The organism is Streptomyces lincolnensis (assembly GCF_021173675.1).
GTDB classification, from domain to species: Bacteria; Actinomycetota; Actinomycetes; order Streptomycetales; family Streptomycetaceae; genus Streptomyces; species Streptomyces lincolnensis_B.
Genome location: NZ_JAIHON010000021.1, coordinates 144665 through 170047 on the forward strand (window position 1 = coordinate 144665; position 25383 = coordinate 170047).

Annotated in this window: 17 protein-coding genes; 12 read left to right on the plus strand and 5 right to left on the minus strand. The window is 73.0% G+C overall.

The window, feature by feature from the left end:
* Positions 1 to 76: 76 nt before the first annotated feature.
* The 6 genes from ureA (at position 77) to cimA (ending at position 7459) form a co-directional block, all read left to right on the plus strand.
* On the plus strand, positions 77 to 775 hold the full coding sequence (gene ureA, locus K4B79_RS43150) for an urease subunit gamma (protein ID WP_232032924.1): 699 nt from the start codon (positions 77 to 79) through the stop codon (positions 773 to 775).
* The gene (locus K4B79_RS43155) at positions 772 to 2445 is read left to right on the plus strand and encodes an urease subunit alpha (protein WP_232032925.1); all 1674 of its coding nucleotides are present in this window, start codon (positions 772 to 774) and stop codon (positions 2443 to 2445) included. The genes ureA and K4B79_RS43155 overlap by 4 nt, the downstream gene beginning before the upstream one ends.
* An 11-nt stretch (positions 2446 to 2456) precedes the next feature.
* Positions 2457 to 3533, plus strand: a complete 1077-nt coding sequence (locus K4B79_RS43160; RefSeq protein ID WP_232032926.1) for an agmatine deiminase family protein — start codon at positions 2457 to 2459, stop codon at positions 3531 to 3533.
* A gap of 10 nt (positions 3534 to 3543) precedes the next feature.
* Complete coding sequence (locus tag K4B79_RS43165; protein ID WP_232032927.1) at positions 3544 to 4143, plus strand: TetR/AcrR family transcriptional regulator; 600 nt, start codon at positions 3544 to 3546, stop codon at positions 4141 to 4143.
* Between the two features lie 174 nt (positions 4144 to 4317).
* On the plus strand, positions 4318 to 5544 hold the full coding sequence (locus K4B79_RS43170) for a hypothetical protein (protein WP_232032928.1): 1227 nt from the start codon (positions 4318 to 4320) through the stop codon (positions 5542 to 5544).
* 310 nt (positions 5545 to 5854) lie between these two features.
* A complete protein-coding gene (cimA, locus tag K4B79_RS43175) occupies positions 5855 to 7459 on the plus strand; it encodes a citramalate synthase (RefSeq protein ID WP_232032929.1) in 1605 nt (534 codons plus the stop codon).
* Positions 7460 to 7502: 43 nt separating this feature from the next.
* Here the strand turns inward: cimA and K4B79_RS43180 are convergent, their stop codons facing one another.
* A complete protein-coding gene (locus K4B79_RS43180) occupies positions 7503 to 8186 on the minus strand; it encodes an SLATT domain-containing protein (protein ID WP_232032930.1) in 684 nt (227 codons plus the stop codon).
* A 212-nt stretch (positions 8187 to 8398) separates the two neighbouring features.
* Between K4B79_RS43180 and K4B79_RS43185 the strand changes: the two genes are divergently transcribed.
* Positions 8399 to 11419 (plus strand): glycoside hydrolase family 3 protein, encoded by a 3021-nt coding sequence (locus K4B79_RS43185; protein ID WP_232032931.1) that lies wholly within the window; start codon positions 8399 to 8401, stop codon positions 11417 to 11419.
* A 64-nt stretch (positions 11420 to 11483) separates the two neighbouring features.
* A complete protein-coding gene (locus tag K4B79_RS43190; protein WP_232032932.1) occupies positions 11484 to 12848 on the plus strand; it encodes a hypothetical protein in 1365 nt (454 codons plus the stop codon).
* 618 nt (positions 12849 to 13466) lie between these two features.
* Here K4B79_RS43190 and K4B79_RS43195 read toward each other — a convergent pair.
* From K4B79_RS43195 to K4B79_RS43205, 3 genes are all read right to left on the minus strand, one after another.
* Positions 13467 to 14252, minus strand: coding sequence for a S1 family peptidase (locus K4B79_RS43195; protein WP_232032933.1), 786 nt, complete (start codon positions 14250 to 14252; stop codon positions 13467 to 13469).
* A gap of 257 nt (positions 14253 to 14509) precedes the next feature.
* Positions 14510 to 15697 (minus strand): Cmx/CmrA family chloramphenicol efflux MFS transporter, encoded by a 1188-nt coding sequence (locus K4B79_RS43200; RefSeq protein WP_232032942.1) that lies wholly within the window; start codon positions 15695 to 15697, stop codon positions 14510 to 14512.
* Between the two features lie 213 nt (positions 15698 to 15910).
* Positions 15911 to 17233, minus strand: a complete 1323-nt coding sequence (locus tag K4B79_RS43205; RefSeq protein WP_232032934.1) for a glycosyltransferase 87 family protein — start codon at positions 17231 to 17233, stop codon at positions 15911 to 15913.
* Between the two features lie 270 nt (positions 17234 to 17503).
* Between K4B79_RS43205 and K4B79_RS43210 the strand changes: the two genes are divergently transcribed.
* Positions 17504 to 21322, plus strand: a complete 3819-nt coding sequence (locus K4B79_RS43210) for an nSTAND1 domain-containing NTPase (RefSeq protein WP_232032935.1) — start codon at positions 17504 to 17506, stop codon at positions 21320 to 21322.
* Positions 21323 to 21362: 40 nt separating this feature from the next.
* Positions 21363 to 21971 carry a YdeI/OmpD-associated family protein gene (locus K4B79_RS43215; RefSeq protein ID WP_232032936.1) on the plus strand — a complete coding sequence of 203 codons (609 nt, stop codon included), beginning with the start codon at positions 21363 to 21365 and terminating at the stop codon, positions 21969 to 21971.
* Between the two features lie 11 nt (positions 21972 to 21982).
* On the opposite strand, the gene K4B79_RS43220 is transcribed toward K4B79_RS43215, so the two are convergent.
* Entirely contained in the window at positions 21983 to 22537 is a 555-nt protein-coding gene (locus K4B79_RS43220; protein ID WP_232032937.1) for a YceI family protein, read from the minus strand.
* Between the two features lie 162 nt (positions 22538 to 22699).
* Here K4B79_RS43220 and K4B79_RS43225 point away from each other — a divergent pair, with 162 nt between their 5' ends.
* Together K4B79_RS43225 and K4B79_RS43230 are read left to right on the plus strand one after the other, a co-directional pair.
* The gene (locus K4B79_RS43225) at positions 22700 to 25027 is read left to right on the plus strand and encodes a polysaccharide lyase 8 family protein (protein ID WP_232032938.1); all 2328 of its coding nucleotides are present in this window, start codon (positions 22700 to 22702) and stop codon (positions 25025 to 25027) included.
* 154 nt (positions 25028 to 25181) lie between these two features.
* A partial coding sequence (locus K4B79_RS43230; RefSeq protein ID WP_308280637.1) for a carboxyl transferase domain-containing protein occupies positions 25182 to 25383 on the plus strand: 202 nt, incomplete at its 3' end.

Below are 25383 nucleotides of genomic sequence, written 5' to 3' on the forward strand. Positions count from 1 at the left end.
CTTGGGTCTTTCGATCGGTGGTGTCTCGCTTTAGAGTGACGCTCTAAAGCGAGACAAGGCAAGAAGGTGCCACGCCATGAGACTGACCCCGACGGAACGTGACCGGCTGCTGCTCTTCGGAGCGGCCGAGCTGGCCCGGGCGAGAAGGGCCAGAGGGCTGCGGCTGAACGTCCCCGAGGCGACCGCGCTCATCGCGGACACCGTGTGCGAGGCCGCCCGGGACGGTGTGCGGCTGGCGGAGGCGGTCGAGCGGGCCCGGTCGGTGCTCGGCCCGGACGACGTGCTGCCGGGGGTCGCCGACATCGTCACCGAGGTGCATGTCGAAGCCGTCTTCGACGACGGCTCACGGCTCGCGGTGGTCGGCGATCCGATCGGCGCGGGGCGGGACCGGGAAGGGCCCGGCGCGCTGCTGCCGGGACCGGCGCACACCGAACCCGAGCCGGTCGTACGGCTCACCGTCACCAACACGGCCGGTGTGCCGGTCTCCGTGACCTCCCACTTCCACTTCTTCGAGGTCAACCCGCGGCTCGACTTCGAGCGGGCGACCGCCTACGGCATGCGGCTCGCCGTCCCCGCCGGGTCGTCCGTGCGCTTCGGTCCGGGGGAGAGCGTCGAGGTCGGGCTGCTGCCGATCGGGGGCGAGCGGATCGCGATCGGGTTCGCGGGGCTCGTCGACGGACCGCTGGACGCGCCGGGAGCGAAGGAGGAGGCCCTGCTCCGGGCCGCCGCCTGCGGGTATCTGGGCGCGGCGGCCGCCGAGGGGAGCGCGCGGTGAATCCGTACGAGTACGCCGCCACCCACGGCCCCCGCGCGGGCGACCGGATCCGCCTCGGTGACTCGGGGCTGGTGATCCGCGTCGAGTCCGACTCCCAGCGGCACGGCGACGAGTTCCTGGCCGGCTTCGGCAAGACCGCCCGGGACGGACTGCACCTCAAGGCCGCCGCCGTGCGGGAGACCTGTGACGTCGTGATCGGCAATGTCGTCGTGATCGACGCCGTGCAGGGCATCCGCAAGGTCTCGATCGGCATCCGGGAGGGGCGGATCAGCTCGATCGGGCGGGCCGGGAACCCGGACACCCTCGACGGGGTCGACGTCGTGGTCGGCACGGGCACCTCCATCGTCTCCGGCGAGGGGCTGATCGCCACCGCCGGGGCCGTCGACACGCACGTCCATCTGCTGTCGCCGCGCATCATGGAGGCATCGCTCGCCTCCGGGGTGACCACGATCATCGGGCAGGAGTTCGGCCCGGTGTGGGGCGTCGGGGTCAACTCGCCCTGGGCGCTGCGGCACGCGTTCAACGCCTTCGACGCCTGGCCGGTCAACATCGGGTTCCTGGCCCGGGGTTCGTCGTCCGGTCCGGCGCCTCTCGTGGAGGCGTTGGCGGAAGGCGGCGCCTCGGGGTTCAAGGTCCACGAGGACATGGGCGCCCACACCCGGGCCCTGGACACCGCTCTCCGGGTCGCCGAGGAGTACGACGTCCAAGTCGCCCTGCACAGCGACGGGTTGAACGAATGCCTCTCGGTCGAGGACACGCTCGGGGTCCTGGAAGGCCGTACCGTCCACGCCTTCCACATCGAGGGCTGCGGCGGCGGGCACGTGCCGAACGTCCTGAAGATGGCGGGCGTCGCGAACGTCATCGGCTCCTCCACCAACCCCACCCTCCCCTTCGGCCGGGACGCCGTCGCCGAGCACTACGGCATGATCGTCTCCGTCCACGGCCTCAAGACCGACCTGCCCGGCGACGCCGCCCTGGCCCGCGACCGCATCCGCGCCGGGACGATGGGCGCCGAGGACGTGCTGCACGACCTGGGCGCCATCGGCATCACCTCGTCGGACGCGCAGGGCATGGGACGGGCGGGCGAGACCGTCCGCCGCACCTTCGCGATGGCCGGGAAGATGAAGGCCGAGTTCGGCGCCCCGGACGACGGCCACGACAACGAACGCGTCCTGCGCTACATGGCCAAGCTGACCCTCAACCCGGCCATCGCGCACGGACTCTCGCACGAGGTCGGCTCCATCGAGGTCGGCAAGCTGGCCGACATCGTGCTGTGGCGCCCGGAGTACTTCGGCGCGAAGCCCCAGCTGGTGCTGAAGTCCGGCTTCCCGGCGTACGGCGTGACCGGCGACCCCAACGCGGCGACAGACACCTGTGAACCGCTCGTCCTGGGCCCGCAGTTCGGCGCGTACGGCGCCACGCCCGCGGACATCTCGGTCGCCTTCGTCGCGCAGGCCGCCCTCGACCAGGGCGACGACACCATGCCGACGCGCCGCCGCAGGGTCGCCGTGCGCGGCACCCGGGGCATCGGACCGGCCGACCTGCGCCTCAACTCCCGTACCGGATCGGTCGACGTGGACCAGCGCACCGGCCTGGTCACCCTCGACGGCGAACCGCTGCGCTCCGAGCCCGCCGACTCCGTCTCCCTCAACCGCCTGTACTTCCTCTGAGGATCCGCCTGATGAACACGCCCGCCGCCGACGGCTTCCGCATGCCCGCCGAATGGGCCCCGCACGAACGCACCTGGATGGCCTGGCCGGGCCCCAACCCGACCTTCGACGACCCCGCCGACCTGGCCGAGGCCCGCCGCGCCTGGGCCGCGGTGGCCCGCGCGGTCCGCCGGTTCGAGCCGGTGACGGTGGTCTGCGGGCCGGGGGAGGCGCGGGAGGCCCGCGGTCTGCTCGGCGACGGCGACGGCATCGAGACGGTCGAACGCGATCTCGACGACGCCTGGATGCGGGACGTCGGGCCGACCTTCCTGACCAACGACCGCGGTGAACTCGCCGCCGTCGACTGGACGTTCAACGGCTGGGGCGCCCAGGAGTGGGCCCGCTGGGAGCACGACGCGAAGATCGCCGCGCATGTCTCGGAGCTGGCCGGCTCGCACCGGACGTACGCCTCGAGGCTCGTCAACGAAGGCGGCGCGATCCATGTCGACGGCGAGGGAACGGTCCTGCTGACCCAGACGGTCCAGCTCGGTCCCGAGCGCAATCCCGGCTGGACGCGGGAGGAGGTGGAGAGCGAGATCCACGCCATGCTGGGGACCCGCAAGGCGATCTGGCTGCCGCGCGGACTGACCGGTGACTATCCTCCGTACGGCTTCGGCACCCTCGGCCATGTCGACATCGTCGCGGCCTTCGCGCGCCCCGGCGTGGTCGTCGCGCACTCCCAGCCGGACCCGGCCCACCCCGACCACGAGGTGACCGAGGAGCTCATCGGCCTGCTCAGGTCGCAGACCGACGCGCGCGGCCGACGCCTGGAGGTCGTGGAGGTGCCCGCCCCGACCGTCCTGGAGGCCGACGGCCACTGGGCCGACTACTCCTACATCAACCACTACCTCTGCAACGGCGGGGTCGTGCTGTGCGGCTTCGACGACCCGCGCGACGAGATCGCGGCCGGCATCTTCCGCCGGCTGTTCCCCGAGCGGACCGTGACGCCGGTGGACGCCCGTACGATCTTCGCGGGCGGTGGCGGCATCCACTGCGTCACGCAGCAGCAGCCGAGGATCCGCCCGCAGCAGCAGCAACCGAGGAGCTAGGAGAGCGCGCATGGCCGGTGGGCGAAAGCAGGCCCCGCCCCGCGAGGACGTCCTCGCCGCCGCCATGGAGATGATCGCCGAACGCGGCCTGGAGAAGCTCACCATGGCGGCGCTCGGCCGGGCGGTCGGCATGAGCAGCGGCCACCTCCTCTACTACTTCCGCTCCAAGGACGAACTGCTGCTCCAGACCCTGGAGTGGAGCGAGGGACGCCTCGGCGCCGAGCGGGCCCGGCTGCTGACGCGCACGGGCACGGTGCGCGCACGGCTCGACGCCTACGTCGACCTGTACGTCCCCGACGGCCACCGCGACCCGCACTGGACCCTCTGGCTGGAGGTCTGGAACCGCTCGCAGAACGCCGACGACGAGGCGCGCGACCGGCAGGCCGCCATCGAGGGCGCCTGGCACCGCGACCTGGTGGCGCTGATCGCGGAAGGGATGTCCCGGGGGGAGTTCCGGACGGTCGACCCGGACCGGTTCGCCGCCCGGCTGCGGGCGCTCCTGGACGGTTTCTCCATCCACGTGGCGATCGGACTCCGGGGCACGGACCGGGGGATGATTCTCGGCCACGTCCGGGAGTTCCTGGACACCGGTCTTCTCGCGGACGCTTGAGATCCTGTCCGGGTTGTACTCAATTCGGGGGATTGACTGTGTGCCGTGTGGTGCGTTTGCCTCATGGAGAGCCCTCGGCGCGGGGCCGGGGAAAATGCGTCCACGGGGACTTCAGGGGGAGCGAGCATGCATCACGACGGGGGAACAGCCATGCACCATCACGGGGGAACAAGCATGCACAGGAACAAGCGCGTCCTGGCGCTCGCGATCGCCGCCGTCGCCGCCACGGCGACCCTGGCCGTTCCGGCCACGAGCGCCGCCGCCGCGCCCAGGGCGCCGTACACCGAGCCGGTCAGCGTCACACCGGAGGGCAAGGCGGGCAACGGCGAGAACCGCGTGGCCGTCATCAGCCGCAACGGCCGTCACATCGCCCTCAGCTCGGACGCCGAGGACCTGGACCCCAACGTGCCGCACAGCGGCATGTACCTGCGCGACCCGCACACCGGCAAGCTCCGCTTCGCCGGGTTCGGCGGCCTGCTGGCGGTCCTGAACGACGGCCGCTACGTCTACGCCCAGTTCACCTCGCCCCCGGAGGACACGGACGTGTGGATCCACGACCACGCCACGGGCGAGCGCGTCGGCTTCGGCATCGAGATCCCCGAGGGGTACTCGGGGCAGCCGGCCGACCTGTCGGTGAGCCCCAACGGCCGCTTCGCGGTCTACACGCTCCAGGACGCCGAGGGCACGAGCGTGGTCTTCCTGCGGGACCGGATCGCCGGCACCACCGAGCGGATCAGCCACGAGAGGCCCACCTGGGAGCCCCGCAACGCCTCCGAACCGACCGTCAGCGACGACGGGCGCCGGATCGTCTACCAGTACAACTACGCCAACGGCCCGCGCGGCGACGACTGGGGCGACGTCTGGATGTACGACCGCACCAGCGGCAAGCGCACCCAGATCGACCGCTCCCACGACGGCTCGCAGACCGAGAAGGAGTCCCTGAACCCGTCCATCAGCGGCAACGGCCGCACGGTCGTCTTCGAGTCCCGGGACACCCACCTGGTCCCCGAAGACAACGACGCCAGCTGGAACGTCTTCGTGCACGACATCGCCGGCGGCAAGAACCAGCGCATCCACGGCACCCAGGGCGGGCCCGGCCAGGTCTACACCCGCAACGCCGCGGTGAGCGCCGACGGCCGGTACGTCACGTTCAAGTCGGAGGTGACCGAGCCCGGCAGCCAGTACGGCACGGAGTACCCCGTCTACCTGCGGGACCTCAAGAAGGGCACCACCACCCTGGTCACCCCCGACACCAACGGCGGCACGGCCACGGCCGACGTCCTGCCGGGGCGGATCTCCGACGGCGCCCGGCGCATCATGTTCGAGTCCGCCGACCCGACCCTGATCCCGGCCGGCGACACCAACGACGCCACCGACGCCTTCGTGCGCCACCTGCGGTGACCAGCACTCTGCTCGCATCCTGAGACGGGCGGTGAGCGCGGGGGCCGGTTGTGCCAGACTGCCCCCGTGCTCTCGTTCGCCATGATTATTGGCAGCAGGCGCGCCGGTCCGCAGTGACCACCACGTACGACCAGGTACGGGTGGACACCGTCGTCCTCGACCCGCGCGCAGACCTCTCGCACCCGCGAGGGGTTTTTCGCATTTCTGGCCCATCCGTAGCCGGAGGCGAGAGCGTGAGGGACTGTGTGGGGGCGGTGGAGCCGGTCATTCCGGTACGACCGAGATCCAAATCCTCAGGAGCCTTGAGACCATGACCGAAACCAGCGAGCTCGACGATCAGTTCCACGTCTTCGACACCACCCTGCGCGACGGCGCCCAGCGGGAGGGCATCAACCTCACCGTCGCGGACAAGCTGGCCATCGCACGGCACCTGGACGACTTCGGCGTGGGCTTCATCGAGGGCGGCTGGCCCGGCGCCAACCCGCGGGACACCGAGTTCTTCGCCCGCGCGCAAGCGGAGATCGACTTCAAACACGCCCAGCTGGTCGCCTTCGGCGCCACCCGCCGGGCCGGCGCCAAGGCCTCCGAGGACCCGCAGGTCAAGGCGCTCCTGGACTCCGGCGCCCCGGTGATCACCCTGGTCGCCAAGTCCCACGACCGGCACGTGGAACTCGCGCTGCGCACCACACTCGACGAGAACCTGGAGATGGTCCGCGACACCGTCTCCCACCTGACCGCACAGGGCCGCCGCGTCTTCGTCGACTGCGAGCACTTCTTCGACGGCTACCGCGCCAACCCCGAGTACGCCAAGGCCGTCGTACGGACCGCCGCCGAGGCCGGCGCCTCCGTCGTCATCCTCTGCGACACCAACGGTGGCATGCTCCCCGCCCAGGTCCAGGCGGTCGTCGCCACCGTCCTCGCCGACACCGGCGCCCGGCTCGGCATCCACGCCCAGGACGACACCGGCTGCGCGGTGGCCAACACCCTGGCCGCCGTGGACGCGGGCGCCACCCACGTCCAGTGCACGGCCAACGGCTACGGCGAGCGGGTCGGCAACGCCAACCTCTTCCCGGTGGTCGCGGCCCTGGAGCTGAAGTACGGCAAGAAGGTCCTGCCCGACGGCAGGCTGCGCGAGATGACCCGCATCTCCCACGCCATCGCCGAGGTCGTCAACCTCACCCCGTCCACGCACCAGCCGTACGTGGGCGTCTCGGCCTTCGCCCACAAGGCCGGCCTGCACGCCTCGGCCATCAAGGTCGACCCGGACCTGTACCAGCACATCGACCCCGAGCAGGTCGGCAACACCATGCGGATGCTGGTGTCCGACATGGCGGGCCGGGCCTCCGTCGAGCTCAAGGGCAAGGAACTCGGCATCGACCTGGGCGGCGACCGCGAACTGGTCGGCCGGGTGGTCGAACGGGTCAAGGAGCGCGAACTCAAGGGCTACACCTACGAGGCCGCCGACGCGAGCTTCGAGCTGCTGCTGAGGTCGGAGGTCGAGGGCCGCCCCCTGAAGTACTTCCAGGTCGAGTCCTGGCGGGCGATCGTCGAGGACCGCCCCGACGGCACCCACGCCAACGAGGCCACGGTCAAGCTCTTCGCCAAGGGCGAGCGCATCGTCGCCACGGCGGAGGGCAACGGCCCGGTCAACGCGCTGGACCGGGCGCTGCGGGTGGCCCTGGAGAAGATCTACCCCCAGCTCGCCAAGCTCGACCTCGTCGACTACAAGGTCCGCATCCTGGAGGGCGTCCACGGCACCCAGTCCACCACCCGCGTCCTGATCTCCACCTCGGACGGGGCGGGGGAGTGGTCGACCGTGGGCGTCGCCGAGAACGTCATCGCGGCCTCCTGGCAGGCCCTGGAGGACGCCTACGCGTACGGGCTGCTGCGCGCCGGGGTGGCACCGGCGGAGTAGGGAGCGGGGCGCAGGCGCGCCGGGCGGGCCGGCGGCCCCGCGGTCACAGAGCCGTGTCGCGGGGCCGCTGGGTCTGCTCGCCGACCCGGTCACGGCCGGACAGCCGGTCCATGCGGAACAGACCCGCGGGCGCCGGTCGCTGACCGGCCCCGCCGGCCGTGGAACGGGTCAACTCCTCGACCCCCTCCGCCAGATAGCCGACCCAGGCCGCGCTCTCCTCCTCCATCACGCGCTGGGTGTCCCGCCGGAGCCGCTCGATCACCGCGAGCAGGGCCGTCTGCTCCTTGTCGCTGGGCGCGTCGGTGGCCCGCAGATACAGCTGCGCCCAGTCGGACTGGGCCCTCTTCAGGACCTGCTGAAGGGCCAGTTCGGTACGGATGTACCGGGTCCAGGACGCGGAGAAGCCGAAGATCCGGTCGAACAGGACACAGCCCGCGCCGGCGGCCAGGAAGACGAAGCCCCACTCCGGCCGCACGGCCGCCGGGGCGGCCGAGTGCACCAGCGGTGTGAGCGTGCCCACGATCCCGAGCAGGGCGGCGAGGGCGCGCAGTGAGCGCGACCAGCGGGAGGGCGCCCGGCGCCGCTCCAGATACCAGCCGATCGCCGTGGTCACCTCGGCCTCGGCGTGCCGGAACAGCTCCCACAGCAGGTCCGCCCGGCTCCGCGAGCGGTCCAGCTCGGTGAGTTCGGACACCACCATGTCCGCGGGTCTGCGCCTGATGACCATGCCGCCCCTGCCCTTCCGCCGTCGCCGGCCGACCGTGCGACCCACGGCGGCAACAACGCATCGTATGGGGCGCGGGGGCACTTGTTTCCCGGATGCCCAAATCCCACTGGCGCGCAAGTCGTTGGTCTTGACGGTGTCGAGGGACACCAGTTCAGTTCACTCACGCCGTGCTCCAAGCCACACGTGGACCATGAGAGCCGAAGGGACGTTCCATGCGAAGAACCGCCCTGCTAGCCTCCGCCACCCTGCTCGCCGCACTGATCCCGCTGACCACCGCACAGGCGGCCCCCGACGACCCCGCCCCCACCCCCGTCGACCGCTTCGAGGGGGAGGTCCCCTTCGCGTCGCCGCCCGCCGAGGGCATCTTCACCTGGGGCGGCGACACCGACGACCCGCCGCGACTGGAACTCACCCCGCGGACCGACGCCCCCGAGGGCGCGCACGTGCTCTCCGGCACCTACGACATCAGCGGCTACGGCGGTTTCACGCACGACTTCGCCTTCGCCGAGCCCGCCCACGACTGGTCCGCCCGCAAGGGGATCCGCTTCTGGTGGGAGGGACAGGACAACGGCCAGAAGATCGCCTTCGAGCTCAAGGACGGCGGCGCGAACGGCGAGGCGTCCGAGCTGTGGACGACGTCGTTCACCGACGACTTCAGCGGCTGGAAGCAGATCGAGATCCCCTTCACCGACTTCGCGTACCGCACCGACTACCAGCCCGTCGGAGGCATCGACCACATCCTCGGACTGACCGAGATGTGGGGGTACGCCGTCACCCTGCCCACCGGCGTCAAGGGCCGGTTCGCCATGGACGGGGTGGAGCTGTACGGCAGGGCCGACCAGTCCCTGCGGGCGAACGTCCTGACCGACGCCGCCGTGTACCCGGTGACGGAGGGCGGCACGGCCACCGTCGAGGTCGCTGTCGCCACCACCGGCTCCGCCCCTCTCGACGAGCCGGTGACCGTCGCCTACGAGACGGCCGCGACCGGCACCGCGGAACCCGGCAAGGACTACACACCCGTCTCCGGCACCCTCACCTTCCCCGCGGGCACCGCCTCGGGCGCCACGCGGTCCGTCCGGGTCCCGACCCTGAAGGACAGGGGCGCCGAGGCCGCCGAGACCGTCCCGTTGAAGCTCACCGTCACCGGCGCCAAGCCCCCGGCCGAGAGCCCGCAGATCGTCGTGGACGCGCACGGCCTGCCGTATCTCGACCCGCGGCTGCCGGTGAAGAAGCGCGTCGCCGACCTCCTGGCCCGGATGACCCCGACCGAGAAGGCCGGCCAGATGACGCAGGCCGAGCGTGCCGCCGTCGGCGCCGCTCCCGGCGACATCGCCGCGTACGACCTCGGCTCGCTGCTGTCCGGCGGCGGCTCCACGCCCACGCCCAACACCCCCGAGGCCTGGGCGCGGATGATCGACGGCTTCCAGCTCCGGGCGCGGGCCACCCGGTTCCAGATCCCGCTGATCTACGGCGTCGACGCGGTGCACGGCCACAACAACCTGGTCGGCGCGACGATCATGCCGCACAACATCGGACTCGGAGCCTCCCGCGACCCCCGCCTCGCGCAGCGGACCGCCTCGGTGACCGCCGCCGAGGTCCGCGCGACCGGCGTCCCGTGGGACTTCGCCCCCTGCCTCTGCGTCACCCGCGACGACCGCTGGGGCCGCGCCTACGAGTCCTTCGGCGAGGACCCGGCCCTCGTCGACGCCATGGCCACCGTCGTCCAGGGCTTCCAGGGCGCCCGCGACGGGCGGGACCTGAAGGACGACGACAAGGTCCTCGCCACCGCCAAGCACTTCGTCGGCGACGGCGGCACCGAGTACGGCTCCTCCACCACGGACGGGTACACCATCGACCAGGGCGTCACCAAGGTCACCCGGCAGGAGCTGGAGGCCGTCCACCTCGCGCCGTACCGAACAGCCGTGGACCGCGGTGTCGGTACGGTCATGCCCTCGTTCTCCTCGCTCGACATCGTCGGCGACGGACGGGGTCCGGTGAAGATGCACGCCCGCGCCGACCTGCTCACCGGCGTGCTGAAGGGCCGTATGGACTTCGACGGCTTCGTGATCAGCGACTGGGCGGCCATCGACCAACTGCCCGGCGACTACGCCTCCGACGTCCGTACGTCGGTCAACGCCGGACTCGACATGATCATGGTCCCGAACGCCTACCGGGACTTCCACACCACCCTCGTCGCCGAGGTCCGCGCGGGCCGCGTCGACGAGCGGCGCATCGACGACGCCGTCTCCCGCATCCTCACGCAGAAGTTCCGGCTCGGGCTCTTCGAGAAGCCGTACGCCGACACCAGCGGCGCGGACCGGATCGGCTCGGCGGCGCACCGGGCCGTGGCCCGCGAGGCGGCCGCCGAGTCGCAGGTACTGCTGAAGAACGCGGGCGGTGTCCTGCCGCTCCGCAAGGACCAGAAGGTGTACGTCGCCGGATCCAACGCCGACGACATCGGCAACCAGTCCGGCGGCTGGACCGTCACCTGGCAGGGGTCCTCGGGTGACATCACCCCGGGCACGACGATCCTGGAGGCGATGCGGGCCGACTCCGGGCGGCTGACGTACTCCAAGGACGCCTCGGCCCCGACCACCGGCCACGACGTCGGTGTGGTCGTCGTCGGGGAGACCCCGTACGCCGAGGGCCAGGGCGACGTGGGCAACGGCCACGACCTGGAGTTCTCCGCCGCCGACAAGGCCGCGGTCGACACGGTGTGCGCGGCCATGAAGTGCGCGGTGCTGATCGTCTCCGGGCGCCCCCAGCTGCTCGGCGACCGGCTCGGTGACATCGACGCGCTGGTCGCCTCCTGGCTCCCGGGCACGGAGGGCGACGGCGTGGCCGACGTCCTGTACGGCAGGCGCCCCTTCACGGGGCAGCTCCCGGTGACCTGGCCGAGGTCCGAGGCCCAGCTGCCGATCAACGTCGGCGACACGGCCTACGACCCGCAGTATCCCTACGGCTGGGGCCTGACGACCCTCACCAGGATCCCCGACGGCGGTGAGGCGACCCTCAGGGCGCTCGCCGTGGCCGCACGGGCGGCCGAGCGGACCGGTGCCGAGGAGGCGGGCCGCGCGATCGTCGGCAAGGCGCGGCTGATCGTCCAGGGGAAGGCCGGCCAGGACATCACCGCCGCGTTCGCGAAACCCTTCGCCGACGCGGACCACCTGCTCCTGACCGGACGGTACGCAGAGGCGGTGGACCGGCTGACGACGGCCTACCGGGCGGCCTGAGAACCCCGCTTGCACACATGTCCGATTGTGCGTCTTTCGGATGGGTTCGCGGTATGTTCGAGGTATGAAGGCCGCGCTCACGAACCGAGGCCCCCTCGCCCTGCTGCTCGCCGCGGCGCTCGCCGTCCTGGCCGCTCTGGCGGTCCTGACGGCGGGCGCCCCGCGCGCCTCGGCGGCCACGAGCGTGTCCGCCGTCGGCGAGGCCCTGCGCGAGAGTCCCGTCTACGTCGACCCGGCCGCCTCCGCCCAGCTGTCCGCGGCGGACGCGGACGCGCTGGCCGACCGGATCAGGGGCGCGGACAAGGCCCTCTTCGTGGCCGTCCTGCCCGCCGACTTCCCGACCGAGAACCTCCTGAAGAACCTGCGCACCGCCACCGGCGTGACCGGCCTGTACGCGGTCCGGGTCGGCGACCGCTTCGACGCCGGCGCCGACTCCTCGGTCCTGCCCCGCACCGCCGTACGGAACCTGGTCACCAGCGTCGAGGGCACGAGCAGCGCCCGGACCCAGCTGGACGACTTCACCGACCGCGCCCTGCTGAACATGGGCGGCTCGGCCCCGTCGTCCTGGAGCTCCTCCGACGACGGCGGCCGGGTCTCCGCCACCGCGCTGATCGCCGTCGGCGCGGTGCTCGTGGCCGGCGGCGGGGGCGCGTACGCCCTGGTTCGCCGCAACCGCCGGCGGCACGAGGAGGAGCAGCGGGCCGCGCTGGAGCAGCTGCGGGTGGTGGTCGACGAGGACATCACCGCGTTCGGCGAGGAACTGGACCGACTGGACTTCCATCCGGGGGAGGCGGGCGCCGACGACGCGATGCGCGCGGACTACGAACGGGCGCTGGACACCTACGACCAGGCGAAGTCCCTGATGGGCGCGGCCCGGAAACCGGAGGACGTGCGGGCCGTCACCCAGGCCCTGGCGGACGGCCGTTTCTCCCTCGCCCGGCTCGCCGCCCGCCGCGAGGGGCGGCCGCCGCCCGAGCGCCGGTCCCCCTGCTTCTTCGACCCCCGCCACGGTCCGTCCGTCGCCGACGCCACCTGGACCCCGCCCGGCGGCGCTCCCCGCGAGGTCCCCGTCTGCGCCGCCGACCGCACCCGCCTCGCCGACGGCCGCGACCCCGTCATCCGCGAGGTCGACACCGAGTACGGCCGCCGCCCCTACTGGGAGGCCGGCCCCGCCTACGGCCCCTGGGCCGGCGGCTACTTCGCCTCCGGCCTCCTCCCCGCCCTCCTGGTCGGCACCATGCTCGGCTCCCTCATGTCCACCCCCGCCTACGCCGCCGACTACGGCTCCGGCTACGGCGACTTCGGCACCGGCCACCAGGGCGGCGACGTCTCCGGCGCGGACTTCAACAGCGACGACTTCAGCGGGGGGTTCGGGGGCGGCGGCGATTTCGGTGGCGGCGGAGGAGACTTCGGCGGCGGCGGATTCTGACCCCGAGGCGTCTCCGGCCCGCCCCGGCCCTGGCCTTCGGCCGGGCCGGTTGTTCCCACTCGCACCACCCGTGCAACTTTCGTGGTCGGGTGCGGGTGGCCCTGGTGGGGGCTGGGCGTCGTCGGCGGGTGCGGGTGGTTCTGGTGGGGGCACGACGCCGTCGGTGGGTGGGGGTGGCTTCGGTGGGGATGTAACGCCGTCGGCAAGTGCGGGTGGCCCGGCGGGGGTGCGGCGCCGTTGGCGGGTGCGGGTGGCCTCGGCGGGGTGTAACGCCGTTGGCGGGTGCGGGTGGCTCCGGTGGGGATGCAGCGCCGTCGGCGAGGTGCGGGTGTGGGTGCCGGCGCGGAAGCCGAGCACGCGGGTGCGGGTGCGGGTGCGGGCGAGGCTGGCTTCCTCGTCACCGGCCCGGGCGTTTTCAGCCCGTCCGGCGTTTGAGGACGAGGCCCCTTCAGGGTCGATACGGGGGTCCAGGGGGCGGAGCCCCCTGGGGGCGGCAGCCCTGGGGATGGGACGGGTAGGGGCGGCGGGGGCGAGAAACATCCCGCCCGGACAGCCCCACGGACCCGGCGCGAAACACCCGCCGAGCCCGTGGGACGCCGTACGAGAGAAGGGACCGCGTCAGAGAGTCGCCGCCCCCGCCGCGATCGCCGTGGCGAACGTGGACACCTCGGTGTACACGCCGGGCGCGTCCGCACGCGCACACCCGTCACCCCAACTGACTATCCCGACCTGGATCCACGCACCGGCGTTGTCCTTGCGGAACATGGGCCCACCGGAGTCCCCCTGGCACGTGTCGACCCCACCCGCGTCGAACCCGGCACAGATCTCCTCACCCGCGACGAGCCCGTTGTACAGCCCGCCGTACGCCTTGCAGGTGGCGTCACTGATGAACGGCACCGTGGCCTTGAGGAGATACCGCTGCTGAGCACCGCCCTCGCGCGCCGCCCCCCACCCGGCGACGGTGAAGTCCCCGGTGTTGTACTGCGTGTTGGTGGCGATCTTCAGGGTCGGCAGATTGATGGGCTGCGCGAGCTTGATGAGCGCCCAGTCCTTGCCGGTGCCGTTGTACCCGGGCGCCCGGTACACGTACGTGGACCTGACCTGCACCCGCCCGGTGCTGGACTGGAGGTCCACGACCCCGGCGGTCGCGGTGATGCTGGTGTTGGGCCCGGTCGCACCCACACAGTGCGCCGCCGTGAGCACGATCTGCTGCGTGTAGAGCGCGCCGCCACAGCCCATGGAGAGCCGGACCATGAACGGGAACTCACCCTGCGCGGCGCGGGTTCCGCCGACGACGGGCGCGGGAGCCGCCTGGGCGGCCGAGACGGGCTGAAGACTGGCGACCGCGAGGGCGACGGCGCCGACGGCCGCGCATCTCTTGAGGGCCGTGAGAAGTCTCTTCAACGTGATGCCTTCCGTGGGGGGTTGACCGGGGGACGTGCGAACGAACCACAGAGACGAACCACAGAACTGACGCGCACATGTCATAAGGGGCAACAAAGAAAGGCCCACCGGATGGCATGGGCAGGACAAATTTCTGTTGCTGGATTATGAGAACCCTGTGAGCACCCGCACAAGGGGCGAGAACCGGCCAGCACAGCTCTGCCGCCGGGACCGGAGGAGGCCGAGCCACCGAAGCGCCCCGGCCTCCGTCACGCCGGTCAGGCCCGCCGCGTCGCGGGAGTACGGCCCCGATCCGCGCCCGTGCCCTGCCACGCCACCCCACGCGCCACGACCATCGCCACGGCGACCAGCCCCGCACTCACCCACACCGGTGACCGATAACCGCCCCCGGCGTCGATCACCGCGCCCCCGAGCCAGGGCCCGCACGCGGCGCCGATGTTGAAGGCCGCCGTGGCGAAGGCACCGGCGAGGGTGGGAGCGGCGGGGGCCGTGTAGAGGGCCCGGGAGATGAGGGTGGAGCCGACGGCGAAGGAGAGGGCGCCCTGGGAGAGGACGAGCCCGAGGGCCAGCACCGGGTGCCCGGCGCCGAGGGCGAGGGCGCACCAGCCGAGGCAGAGGACGGTGCCGCCCGCGCCGACGACCGCCCCGGGCCGCCGGTCGGCGAACCGCCCGCCGACCCGCACCCCCAGAAACGCCCCGAGCCCGAACAGCGCGAGCACCACCGGCACCCCACCCCCGTCCAGCCCGGTGACCTGCGTGACCAGCGGCGCGAGATAGGTGAACGTGCAGAAGGTCGCCCCGTTCACCAGCGCACCCAGCAGCAGGACGGTGAGCAGCCGGGGTTCGCGCAGGGCCCCCAGTTCCGCCCGCAGCGCCGGGGCGGGCCGTACGGACTCGGCGGTACCGGCCGGCACGGACCGGGCCACCGCCACCACGGCGGGCAACGACAGGACCGTCACCGCCCAGAACGCCGAACGCCACCCCCAGAACTGGCCCAGCAGCGCCCCGGCGGGCACCCCCACCACACAGGCGAGGGTCACCCCGCCCAGCAGCACCGACGTGGCCCGGCCCTTGGCGTCCGCCGGCACCATGGCCACGGCGGTCGCCAGCGCGACGGCCAGGAACCCGGCGTTGGCGAGCGCCCCCACCACCCGGGTGGCGAGCAGCACCCCGAAACTGTCGGTCAGCGCACCGACGACGTGGACACCCACGAAGGCGACCAGGAAACCCAGCAGCGCACCCCGCCGCGACCAGCGCCGGGCGAGCCCGGCCATCAGGGGCGCCCCGACGACCATCCCCGCGGCGAAGGCCGAGGTGAGCGCCCCCGCGGCGGGGACGGAGACGTGCAGATCCCGGGCGATGTCCGGCACCAGACCGGACAGCATGAACTCGGACGTGCCCTGGGCGAACACGGCGACGCCCAGCAGGAACAACGCGAACGGCATGAGGAAACTCCGCAACCCGAAGTCGTAGAAGAAGACACACACGACACGCGGAACCGGCCGTCCGGCAGCGGCGAGCGACATGGGCACGACGACTTCCGGGGTGCGGAACACACCACCCGGAGAAGGAGAGGGGACTCAGCCCGGCATCACGACCAGCCACCGGAGAACCGGTGGCCGGAGTCTGGACGCCTCGGGACTGGACACGGCGGCAGGCTACTCGCGGGCGGCCGGCGAGGCGACCGAATAAACGCGGTCCGGGTGGCCGGCGGGAGGGGACGCGGTGGGGGAGCGTTCGGCGGCGAACGACGGCAGCCGGAACCAGGCCGTGAGGACCAGGGGGAGGACGAGGTAGCCGAAGCGGGTGGCCGGGATCAGGCAGATGGCGATGGCCAGGCCGAGGGCCAGCCGGTACGCCGCGGCCCGGACGGTGCGGGGCGGGCGTATCAGGAGCGAGAGCGCCACCCCGAGCGCGGCGAGCCCGAGGGCGGCTGTGGCGAGGGTGGAGCCACCGGGGACGTGGGCGGCCAGCAGGTGGCCCGGCAGGGGGCTGGCGGCCGGGGAACGGACACCGCCCTCACCGAGGGGGAAGAGGACGACGTGCTCGACGAAGGCGTGCGGGTCGGCGAGGGCGACGGGTACGACGGCCAGGGCCGACACGGACAGGGCGGTGGCCGCCGCGCGCAGGCTCGTCCGGCGGCCCGCCGTGACCGCGAGCAGGACCAGCCCGACCGGCAGCAGCGGCCACGCCGTCCACTTCAGCGCGGCCGCGGCTCCCATGGCCGCACCGGCCGCCACGCCCGACCCGCCCCGGCCCGCCAGCGCCAGGCCCAGGCACATCAGCCCGACCACCGGCAGGTCCACTCCACCGACGGCCAGCGGGAGGGCGACCGCCGGGAATCCGGCGAGCAGCGTCACCGCGCTCACGGGCCCCGCCGCCGACGGGACCAGCGCCGCTCGGGCGGGCCGCCGGGCGGCGAAGAACATGCAGACCAGGAACGCGACGCCGAACCACACCCGCGCGTCGGTGAGCGCTCCGCCGCCGAACAGGGCCCGGGGCAGGCCGAAGAGCGCCATGCCGGGCAGATACGGGGTGTACTCCACGGTCCGCGCCGGATCCGGCAGATACGGGCTCCCGGAGTGCAGCAGCAGCGCGCCGGAACGCTCGACGACACCGACCTCGGACTGGGCGTCGCCCGTCGCCACGAGCACCGCCAGCGGTACGACGACCGCGCCGGCCAGCGCGGCGAGCGCACCGGCCCGGTTCCGGGGACGCGCGTCCCGCAGGGTGAGCACCGCCGCCGTGGCGTACCCGACGGCCGCGCAGATGCCCCACACCCGGTGCGGACCGAGCGCCGTCGTCGCGGCCAGCACGAGGGCGAACCCCGCGCACGCCGCCCAGTAGGCCCAGGTCCAGTGGGTCCGGGCCCGGCGGGCCGAGGTAGCGGAGGACGCGGACCGGCCGAGGTGTCCCACCCCCGTGAGGACACCTCGGGCGGTCCGCGAGGGCCGCGTGGAGGCCCTCTGGGTGATCGTCATGTCGCCTCGCACGAGCGTCGTCGCAGTCGTCGGAAGGGACCGCACGGATACGGATGCGGTGCGGTCCCTGGAACGAGGCCCGCGACAACGAGTTCAGCGGCCGGCGCGTTGTTCAGCAGCCACCGCACGCCACTCCGAACAAAGCGAAAGTGCCTGGTGGTCGGCGGGGAGACGCCTTGCGGGCGGTCCGCGGGGTTCCTTAGGGTGGCGACGGCGAACAGGCGTCTGTGTCGGACGGGGCAGGCGGGGGCGGGGGGAGACGGAGCGGACATGGGCCGTCGCGAGACTCCTGTCGATCCGGCCGCCGGGCCGGTCCCGCGTTTCTCCTACGCGCTGCGCAAACTGCGCCAGGAGGCCGGCGGCGTCACCTACCGCGAACTCGCCCGCCGCGCCCACTTCTCGGTCACCGCGCTCTCCCAGGCCGCCGCCGGCGAGCAACTGCCCTCGCTCCAGGTGACCCTGGCCTACGTCCGGGCCTGCGGGGGCGACGAGCGGGAGTGGGAGCGGCGCTGGCAGGAGACGGAACGGGAGGTCCGCGAGGCCGCCGCCCGTAAGGACGACGACGCCGAGCCGCCGTACCAAGGTCTGGCCCGTTTCGAACCCGACGACCACGACCGTTACTTCGGCCGCGACCGCCTCGTCACCGCCCTGCGGGAGCTGGTCCACGAGCGCAGGTTCACCGCGGTCTTCGGACCCTCCGGCAGCGGCAAGTCCTCCCTCCTGCGGGCCGGACTGATCCCCGCCCTGCGCGCCGAGCGCGAACTCGCCGCCATCCGCGTCCTCACCCCGGGCGAGCACCCGGCGCGGACCCACGCCGACGCCCTGAAGGCGGTAGCAGAACCTGCCGTACGGGAAGAGGCCGCTCCGCAGTCGGGGGAGCCCGGCCGCGATGTCCTCCTCGTCGTCGACCAGTTCGAGGAGGTCTTCACCCTCTGCCGGGACGCGGCCGAGCGCCGCGCCTTCATCGACCTGCTGCTCGCCGCCCGCGCGCCCGCGTCCCGGCTGCGGGTCGTCATCGCCGTGCGCGCGGACTTCTACGGCCGGTGCGCCGAACACCGGGGCCTGGCGGACGCGTTGGGGGAGGCCGGGCTGCTGGTGGGGCCGCTGGAGCCGGCCGAACTGCGCGAGGTGATCGTCAAACCGGCCCAGACGGCGGGCCACATCGTCGAACGGGCCCTGACCGCCCGCCTGATGGAGGAGACCGCGGAGGAACCCGGCGGTCTCCCGCTGCTGTCCCACGTCCTGCGCGAGACCTGGCGGCGCCGCCACGGCCGGGCACTGACCCTGGAGGCGTACGAGGCCGCGGGCGGCGTCCACGGCGCCATCGCCCAGACCGCCGAGGAGGTCTACGCCGGGCTCTCCGCCGACCACGCGGAACTCGCCCGCCTGATCCTGCTGCGGCTGATCACCCCCGGCGAGGGCTCCCAGGACACCCGCCGCCCGATCGAGCGCGCCGAACTCGACTTCACGCGCTCCCCGGGACCGGACACCCCCCTCGCCGCGCACACCCCCGCCGAGGCCGCCGACATCTCCCTCGTCCTGGACCGTCTCGCCCGTGCCCGGCTGATCACGCTCGACCACGGCACCGTGGATCTCGCGCACGAGGCGCTGATCACCGCCTGGCCGCGGCTGTCCGGGTGGATCGACGCCGAGCGCGAACAGCTGCGGGCGCACCGGCGGTTGACCGAGGCGGCGCGCACCTGGGACGAGCTCGGCCGGGACCCGGGCGCGCTGTACCGGGGCACCCGGCTGGCCACCGCCGAGGAGCAGCTCGCCGACGCCTCGCTCACCGCGCCGGAGCGCGCCTTCCTGACCGCGAGCAGTCGTGCGCGCCGGGCCGAACGGCGCAGGCGGCGCGGTCTCGTCGGGGCCCTCGCGACCCTGCTGGTGCTCGCCCTCGTCGCCGGTGCCATGGCCTGGCAGCAGGGCCGGACCAGCGACCGGCGCCATGTGGAGGCCGAGGCCCGCCGGATCGCCGCGGTGGCGGAGAGCGTGCGCTTCTCCGACCCCCGCACGGCGATGCGGCTCGGTGTGGCCGCCGCTCGGCTCGCCGACACGACGGAGACCCGGTCGGCGCTGATCGGCGCGATGGCCCAGCGGGACGAGGACGTGTTCGCGGTGCCCGGCGCGGACGACGGCTTCGACGGCTCGGGCAACGACGTGCGCCGGGTGACGGCGGACGGCAGATCGGTGGTGTCCGTCACCGCCGACCGGGTCCGGATGTGGGACCTGCGGACACACCGCCTCACCGTCTCCGCACCGGGTCCCGGACAGCTGATGGACGGTGTCCCGGCCGCCGTCGGCCCGGACGGCCGGACGCTCGCGCTGCTGACCGGCGACGGGATCAGGCTGTGGGACGTGCGGACCGCGCGCGTGACCAGGACGCTCCCCGGTGTGGACGCCACGGAGCAGCCGGAGGTCGGTTTCGGCGGCTCCACCCTCGCCGCAGCGGACTGGGACGGGACCGTCCACGCCTGGGACCTGCGCACCGGCCGCAGGATGCTGCGGATCTCCGGGGTCACCGCGGACGGCCTGGCCGTCAGCCCCGACGGCCGCCGGCTCGCCCTGTGCACGGGCACCCGGTCGGTGCGGCTCTGGGACGTCACGCACCGCAGGGAGACCACCGCCCCCTGGGCCGCGCGGGTGCGCCCGGCCGACTGCCTCGACCACACCCTGGCGTTCACCCCGGACAGCCGGACACTCACCGCCGTCGGCGACGACGGCGTCCACGGATGGGACCTGCGCACCGGCCGCCGGACCCTGCACCTGGAGGCGGCCGGGCTGACCCAGGTCTGGTCCGGCGCCGACGACAGGTTCCTCATGGCCACGGGACCCCACCAACTCCTGGTGTGGCGGGTGGCGAACCCGTATCTGCCCGTGCTGCGCAAGCGGCTGACCGCCGACGAGTGGACCGGCGTCACCCTCGACCGCGGCGCCCGCGCCGTGCGCTACCTCAGCGGCTCGGGAACCGTCGTGCGCTCACTGGCCCTCGGCGGGGCCACGACCGGGAAGTGGCCGACGACCATGGCGTACCGGGCGCGGCTCTCCGGCGACGGCCGCACCCTGGCCCGCGCGGTCGAACAAGGAGGCCGACAGCGCTGGCAGGTCGTGGACACCCGCAGCGGCCGGGTGGTCTTCGAGCCCCCGGGCGGCACCTGCCCCGACGGCGAGGACCAGAGCTGCGCCGACCTCCTGGCCCTCAGCGACGACGGCCGCCACCTCGCGCGCGGCCGGAGCCTGAACCCCGACCGGGCCGGGGCGCCGGACGCGACCCGGATCACCGTGTGGGACCTCAGGACCCGTCGCGCGTACGCCACCGTGGACATCCCGAACGACGGGCAGGACGCCCCCGCCGTCAACGGGATCGCCCTCGACGCCCACGCCCGCACCCTGGTGGTGTTCCGGTCGGCGTTCCGGCCGTCCGTCGAGGTGTGGGACCTGCGCCGGGAGAAGCGGGTGAGGACCGTGCACAGCGGCCGCCCCGGCGACTCCGTCGTCTTCGGCTCCACCGGCACGGTCATGGCCCTGCGCCCTGACGGGGACCGGCTGGTGACCCAGGACGGGCTGGTCGCCGACCTCGGCGCGGGACGCATGGAGCCCCGCGTGCTCGGCGAGGACATGCTCCAGACGGCGGCCTTCAGCCCGGACGGCACCCGTCTGGCGGTGGGCGACATCCTGGGCCGCGTCACCCTCTGGGACGGGTCGGCGCGCACCCGCCTGGGCGTGCTGGACGGATCCGCCTCCGACGCCGGTGCCGACCCGACGGGCGGAGTGACCGCGCTGGCCTTCTCCCACGACGGCCGCACCCTCGCGGTCGCGGGCTCGGAAGGCACCGTACGGCTCTGGGACGTCTCCTCCCAACGGCTGCTCGGCACCGCCCTGCCGGCCCCGGGCGACCAGACGCAGGCGCTGGCGTTCGGCCCGGACGACGGCACGCTGTACGCCTCCGGCACCCATATCGCCGTACAGCGGTACGACCTCGCTCCGGACCACCTCGTCGCCCAGGTCTGCGCCCGCGCCGGCTCCGGCCTCTCCCGCGCCGACTGGAAGACGTACCTCCCGGACATCCCCTACCGCCGGACCTGTTGATCCCCCGGCGCCGGGACGCGTTCCCCTCTACGGTGTCGTCGTGCCGTCCTCCGACTCCGACGAAACCGTGGCCTTTCCGTCCTCCGACTCCGACGAATCCCTGGCCTTCCCGTCCGCCGCCGACCTGGACGCCTGGCTGACCGCCCATCCCGCGCCGTACCCCGGTCTCTGGGTGAAGGTCGCGAAGAAGGGCTCGGGTCCGCCTTCCGTGACCGCCGCCGAGGTCAACGACGTGGCCCTGTGCCACGGCTGGATCACCGGGCACCGCAAGGGCCTCGACGCCGTGCACTACCTCCAGCGGATCACCCCGCGCCGGCCCGGCAGCCTCTGGTCGATGGTCAACGTGCGCCGGGTGGAGGAGCTGACCGCGGCCGGCCGGATGCGCCCCGCGGGCCTCGCGGAGGTGGCCGCGGCGCAGGCGGACGGGCGGTGGGAGAAGGCGTACGCGTCGCAGAGCGAGGCCGTGGTTCCCGACGACCTGGCCGCCGCGCTGGAACGGGACCCGGTGGCCCGGGCGGCCTTCGAAGGCCTCGGGAGGACGGACCGCTACCTGCTCGTGCTGCCGCTCCTGCGGGCCCGCACCCCGCGGAGCCGGGCGCAGCGCCTGTCGGCCGCGCTCACCCGGCTGACCGGGGACCCACCGGCATGACCGCCGAGGGCTCAGGCGTTCCTGATCGCGGAGATGTCGAAGTTCAGCTTGATCTTGTCGGAGACCAGGACGCCGCCCGTCTCCAGCGTGGCGTTCCAGGTCAGGCCCCACTCGGAGCGCTTGATCTCGGCCTTGCCCTCGAAGCCGACGCGCTCGTTGCCGAAGGGGTCCTTGGCGGCGCCGTTGAACTCCAGGTCGATGGTGATCGGCCTGGTGGTGCCGAGGATCGTCAGGTCGCCGGTGATGCGGTAGTCCTCGTCCCCGAGCGCCTCCGCCGCGGTGGAGCGGAACGTCATCGTCGGGAACTCGTCGGTCTTGAAGAAGTCCGCGCTCTTGAGGTGCCCGTCACGGTCCGGCGACCCCGTGTCGATGCTGTCCATCTTGACGTCGATGGAGGCGGTCGACGCGGCCGGGTCGCCGCCGTCCAGGTGCAGCGAGCCGCTGAAGTCGAGGAACTTGCCCTTGACGTTGGTCACCATGGCGTGGCGCACGGTGAAGCCGATCGTGGAGTGGGCGGCGTCGATCGTGTAGTCGCCGGTCAGTGCGGTCAGGTCGGTGTTCGCCATGACGTGCTCCCAGAAGTGAGGATGTTGAACGTTGAACTACCTAACGCGCACGACCGTAGACCTATTCCATTCAACTTTCAACATCATCGACGAAGTGTCTGCGAGAGACTCGGCGAGTGACTCGGCGGGAGTGTCGCCGCGAGAGTCGTCGGGAGCCCCGGCATGAGCCGGCCCAGCCGCCGAGCCGTCCTGCTCACGGCGGCGCTCCTCGCCACGGCCGCCCCCACCCGACGCGCCGACTCCGCCGACCCCGCTGATCCCACCGCCCCCGCCGACCCCTACGCCACGCTCCGCCACCGCTGGCTCGACATCACCCTCGGCACCGGCCACGACCCCGCCGCCGAGCCCTACGCCTCCCGCCTCGCCGAGACCGGCCGGCTCGCCCGCGGCTTCCGCGCGAGCATGACCCCGGCCCCCACCTCCCTGTGGCCCGGTCACCCCTACGACCCGCCCACCGGCATCACCCAGAGCTACGGCCGCCTGTGGACCATGACCCGTGCCTACGTCTGCCCGGGCACCGGCTCGACCGGCGACGAGAGCCTCCTCGCCGACATCCTGCGCGGCCTGGACCACCTCTCCGCGACCGTCTACAACCCCTCCACCACCCGCTACGGCAACTGGTGGGAATGGCAGATCGGCAGCCCCCGCCTGCTCATGGACACCACGGCCGCCCTGTACGACCACCTCACCGACGCCCAGCGGGCCGCCGCCTGCGCCGCCGTCGACCACTTCATCCCCGACACGATGCTCACCGACTACTCCGGCACCTCCACCGGCGCCAACCGCGTCGACCTGTGCCGCTCGGTCGCCGTGCGGGGGATCGTCGGCAGGGCCCCCGACCGGATCGCCCTCGCCCGCGACGCGCTCTCCCCGGTCTTCCCCCACGTCACCCGGGGCGACGGCCTCTACGCCGACGGCTCCTTCGTGCAGCACACCTGGGTCGCCTACTCGGGGACCTACGGACAGGTCATGCTCGACGGGCTCGGCCGCCTCTTCGCGTTGCTCGCCGGATCCGAGTGGGAGGTGACCGACCCGAACCGGCAGATCGTCCTGGACAGCGTCGAACACGCCTACGCGCCCCTGATCCACGACGGCCTGGTCATGGACAGCGTCAACGGCCGTGCCATCAGCCGGGGCCTGCTCAAGAGCGACGACCGCCACGTCCTGCGCGGCGACCACTTCCACGGCCAGGGCGTCATCGCCGCCATCGCCCTCCTCGCGGCCGGCGCGAGCCCGGCGGAGCGCGAGCGCTGGTACGGCCGGATCAAGGGCTGGATCGAACGGGACACGGTCCAGCCGATCCTGACCGCCCCGCAGTACGACGTGGCCGACCTCGCCCGCCTGCACACGGTCGCCGCCTCCCCGGTCCCGGCCGCCCCCGAACCCCGCGGCCACCGGCTCTTCGCAGCCATGGACCGGGCCGTCCACCGCGGCCCCGGGTTCACCGCGAGCATCGCGATGGCGAGCGACCGTATCGCGTACTACGAGTGCGGCAACGGCGAGAACCCGCGCGGCTGGCACACCGGCGCGGGCATGCTCTCCTGGTGGCCGGACGGCCGTTCCGACCAGTACACCGACTGGTTCTGGCCCACCGTCGACTGGTACCGCCTGCCCGGCACCACCGTCTCCACCAAGCGCCTGCCCGACCGGGCGGGCGGAGAGTGGGGCGCGCCCAAGCCGGACGTGCGGTGGGTCGGCGGCGCCACCGACGGCGAGTACGCGGCGATCGGGCAACACCTCAAGGGGCTCGAATCCACGCTCCAGGCCCGCAAGTCGTGGTTCTGCCTGCCCGACGCGATCGTCTGCCTCGGCGCGGGCATCACCTGCGCCGACGGCGTCCCGGTGGAGACGGTCGTCGACAACCGCAACCTGGGGGAGGGCGGCACGCGGGAGTTCGTACGGGGACGGGGCTGGGCCCATCTGGAGGGCCACGGCGGCTGGCTGGTCCCCGACGGCGGGCTGCGCACCCTGCGCGAGGACCGCACCGGCGCCTGGTCCGACATCAACACCACCAGCGCGACCGAGCGCCGCACCCGCCGCTGGCAGACCCTCTGGCTGGACCACGGCACCGACCCGACGGACGCCGGCTACCGCTACGTCCTGCTGCCCGGAGCCTCCCGCCGTACGGTCGCCGCCCGCGCCGCCGACCGGCACTGGCTGTCGGTCCTCGCCAACGACACCACCTGCCAGGCGGTCCGGGTCCCCGGGGTGACGGCGGCCACCTTCTGGCGGGCCGGCACGGCCGGCGGCCTGACCGCCTCCGCCGGTGCGAGCGTCCTGGTCCGCCGCCGGGGCCGTACCGCTACCCTGCACGTCAGCGAGCCGCCCCGCACCGGTGAGCCGCTGGAGATCACCTGGGACCGCCCGGTCCGCCGGGTGATCCGGGCCGACGACTCGGTCGAGGTGCTGGCCACGGGCCGCCGTCTGCGCGTCCGTGTCACCCCGGGGACGGCTTGTGTCACGCATGAATGTGAGGTGACTCTCAGCTGACCGCTTTGTGCGACTCCTACAAGGGGCGGGCCCCCTGAGCAGTCGGAACGGCTGCATGCCGGTGAGGTTCTGTTCAGTGCTACCAGGAAAACGCTCCGGAGACTGTACGGAGTCGACGGCGAGCTTTTCTTGGCGGGCTTCGTAAGGTCGCTACATGACCGTTTTGGATGAGGCGCCGGGTGAGTCGACGGGCGAGCCGACGGACGCGCGCGGGCGAGTGGCCGAACTGCACGACATCCGTGCGCGGGCTCTGGCCGGCCCGAGCGAGAAGGCGACCGAGGCGCAGCACGCCAAGGGCAAGCTGACCGCACGGGAGCGCATCGAACTGCTCCTCGACCCCGGTTCCTTCCGGGAGG

Excerpts from the sequence above, each read along its gene's own strand:
- ureA (WP_232032924.1), top strand. The coding sequence starts at position 77 with ATGAGACTGACCCCGACGGAACGTGACCGGCTGCTGCTCTTCGGAGCG.
- K4B79_RS43160 (WP_232032926.1), top strand. The coding sequence starts at position 2,457 with ATGAACACGCCCGCCGCCGACGGCTTCCGCATGCCCGCCGAATGGGCC.
- K4B79_RS43165 (WP_232032927.1), top strand. The coding sequence starts at position 3,544 with ATGGCCGGTGGGCGAAAGCAGGCCCCGCCCCGCGAGGACGTCCTCGCC.
- K4B79_RS43170 (WP_232032928.1), top strand. The coding sequence starts at position 4,318 with ATGCACAGGAACAAGCGCGTCCTGGCGCTCGCGATCGCCGCCGTCGCC.
- cimA (WP_232032929.1), top strand. The coding sequence starts at position 5,855 with ATGACCGAAACCAGCGAGCTCGACGATCAGTTCCACGTCTTCGACACC.
- K4B79_RS43180 (WP_232032930.1), bottom strand. The coding sequence starts at position 8,186 with ATGGTCATCAGGCGCAGACCCGCGGACATGGTGGTGTCCGAACTCACC.
- K4B79_RS43185 (WP_232032931.1), top strand. The coding sequence starts at position 8,399 with ATGCGAAGAACCGCCCTGCTAGCCTCCGCCACCCTGCTCGCCGCACTG.
- K4B79_RS43190 (WP_232032932.1), top strand. The coding sequence starts at position 11,484 with ATGAAGGCCGCGCTCACGAACCGAGGCCCCCTCGCCCTGCTGCTCGCC.
- K4B79_RS43200 (WP_232032942.1), bottom strand. The coding sequence starts at position 15,697 with ATGCCGTTCGCGTTGTTCCTGCTGGGCGTCGCCGTGTTCGCCCAGGGC.
- K4B79_RS43205 (WP_232032934.1), bottom strand. The coding sequence starts at position 17,233 with ATGACGATCACCCAGAGGGCCTCCACGCGGCCCTCGCGGACCGCCCGA.
- K4B79_RS43210 (WP_232032935.1), top strand. The coding sequence starts at position 17,504 with ATGGGCCGTCGCGAGACTCCTGTCGATCCGGCCGCCGGGCCGGTCCCG.
- K4B79_RS43220 (WP_232032937.1), bottom strand. The coding sequence starts at position 22,537 with ATGGCGAACACCGACCTGACCGCACTGACCGGCGACTACACGATCGAC.
- K4B79_RS43225 (WP_232032938.1), top strand. The coding sequence starts at position 22,700 with ATGAGCCGGCCCAGCCGCCGAGCCGTCCTGCTCACGGCGGCGCTCCTC.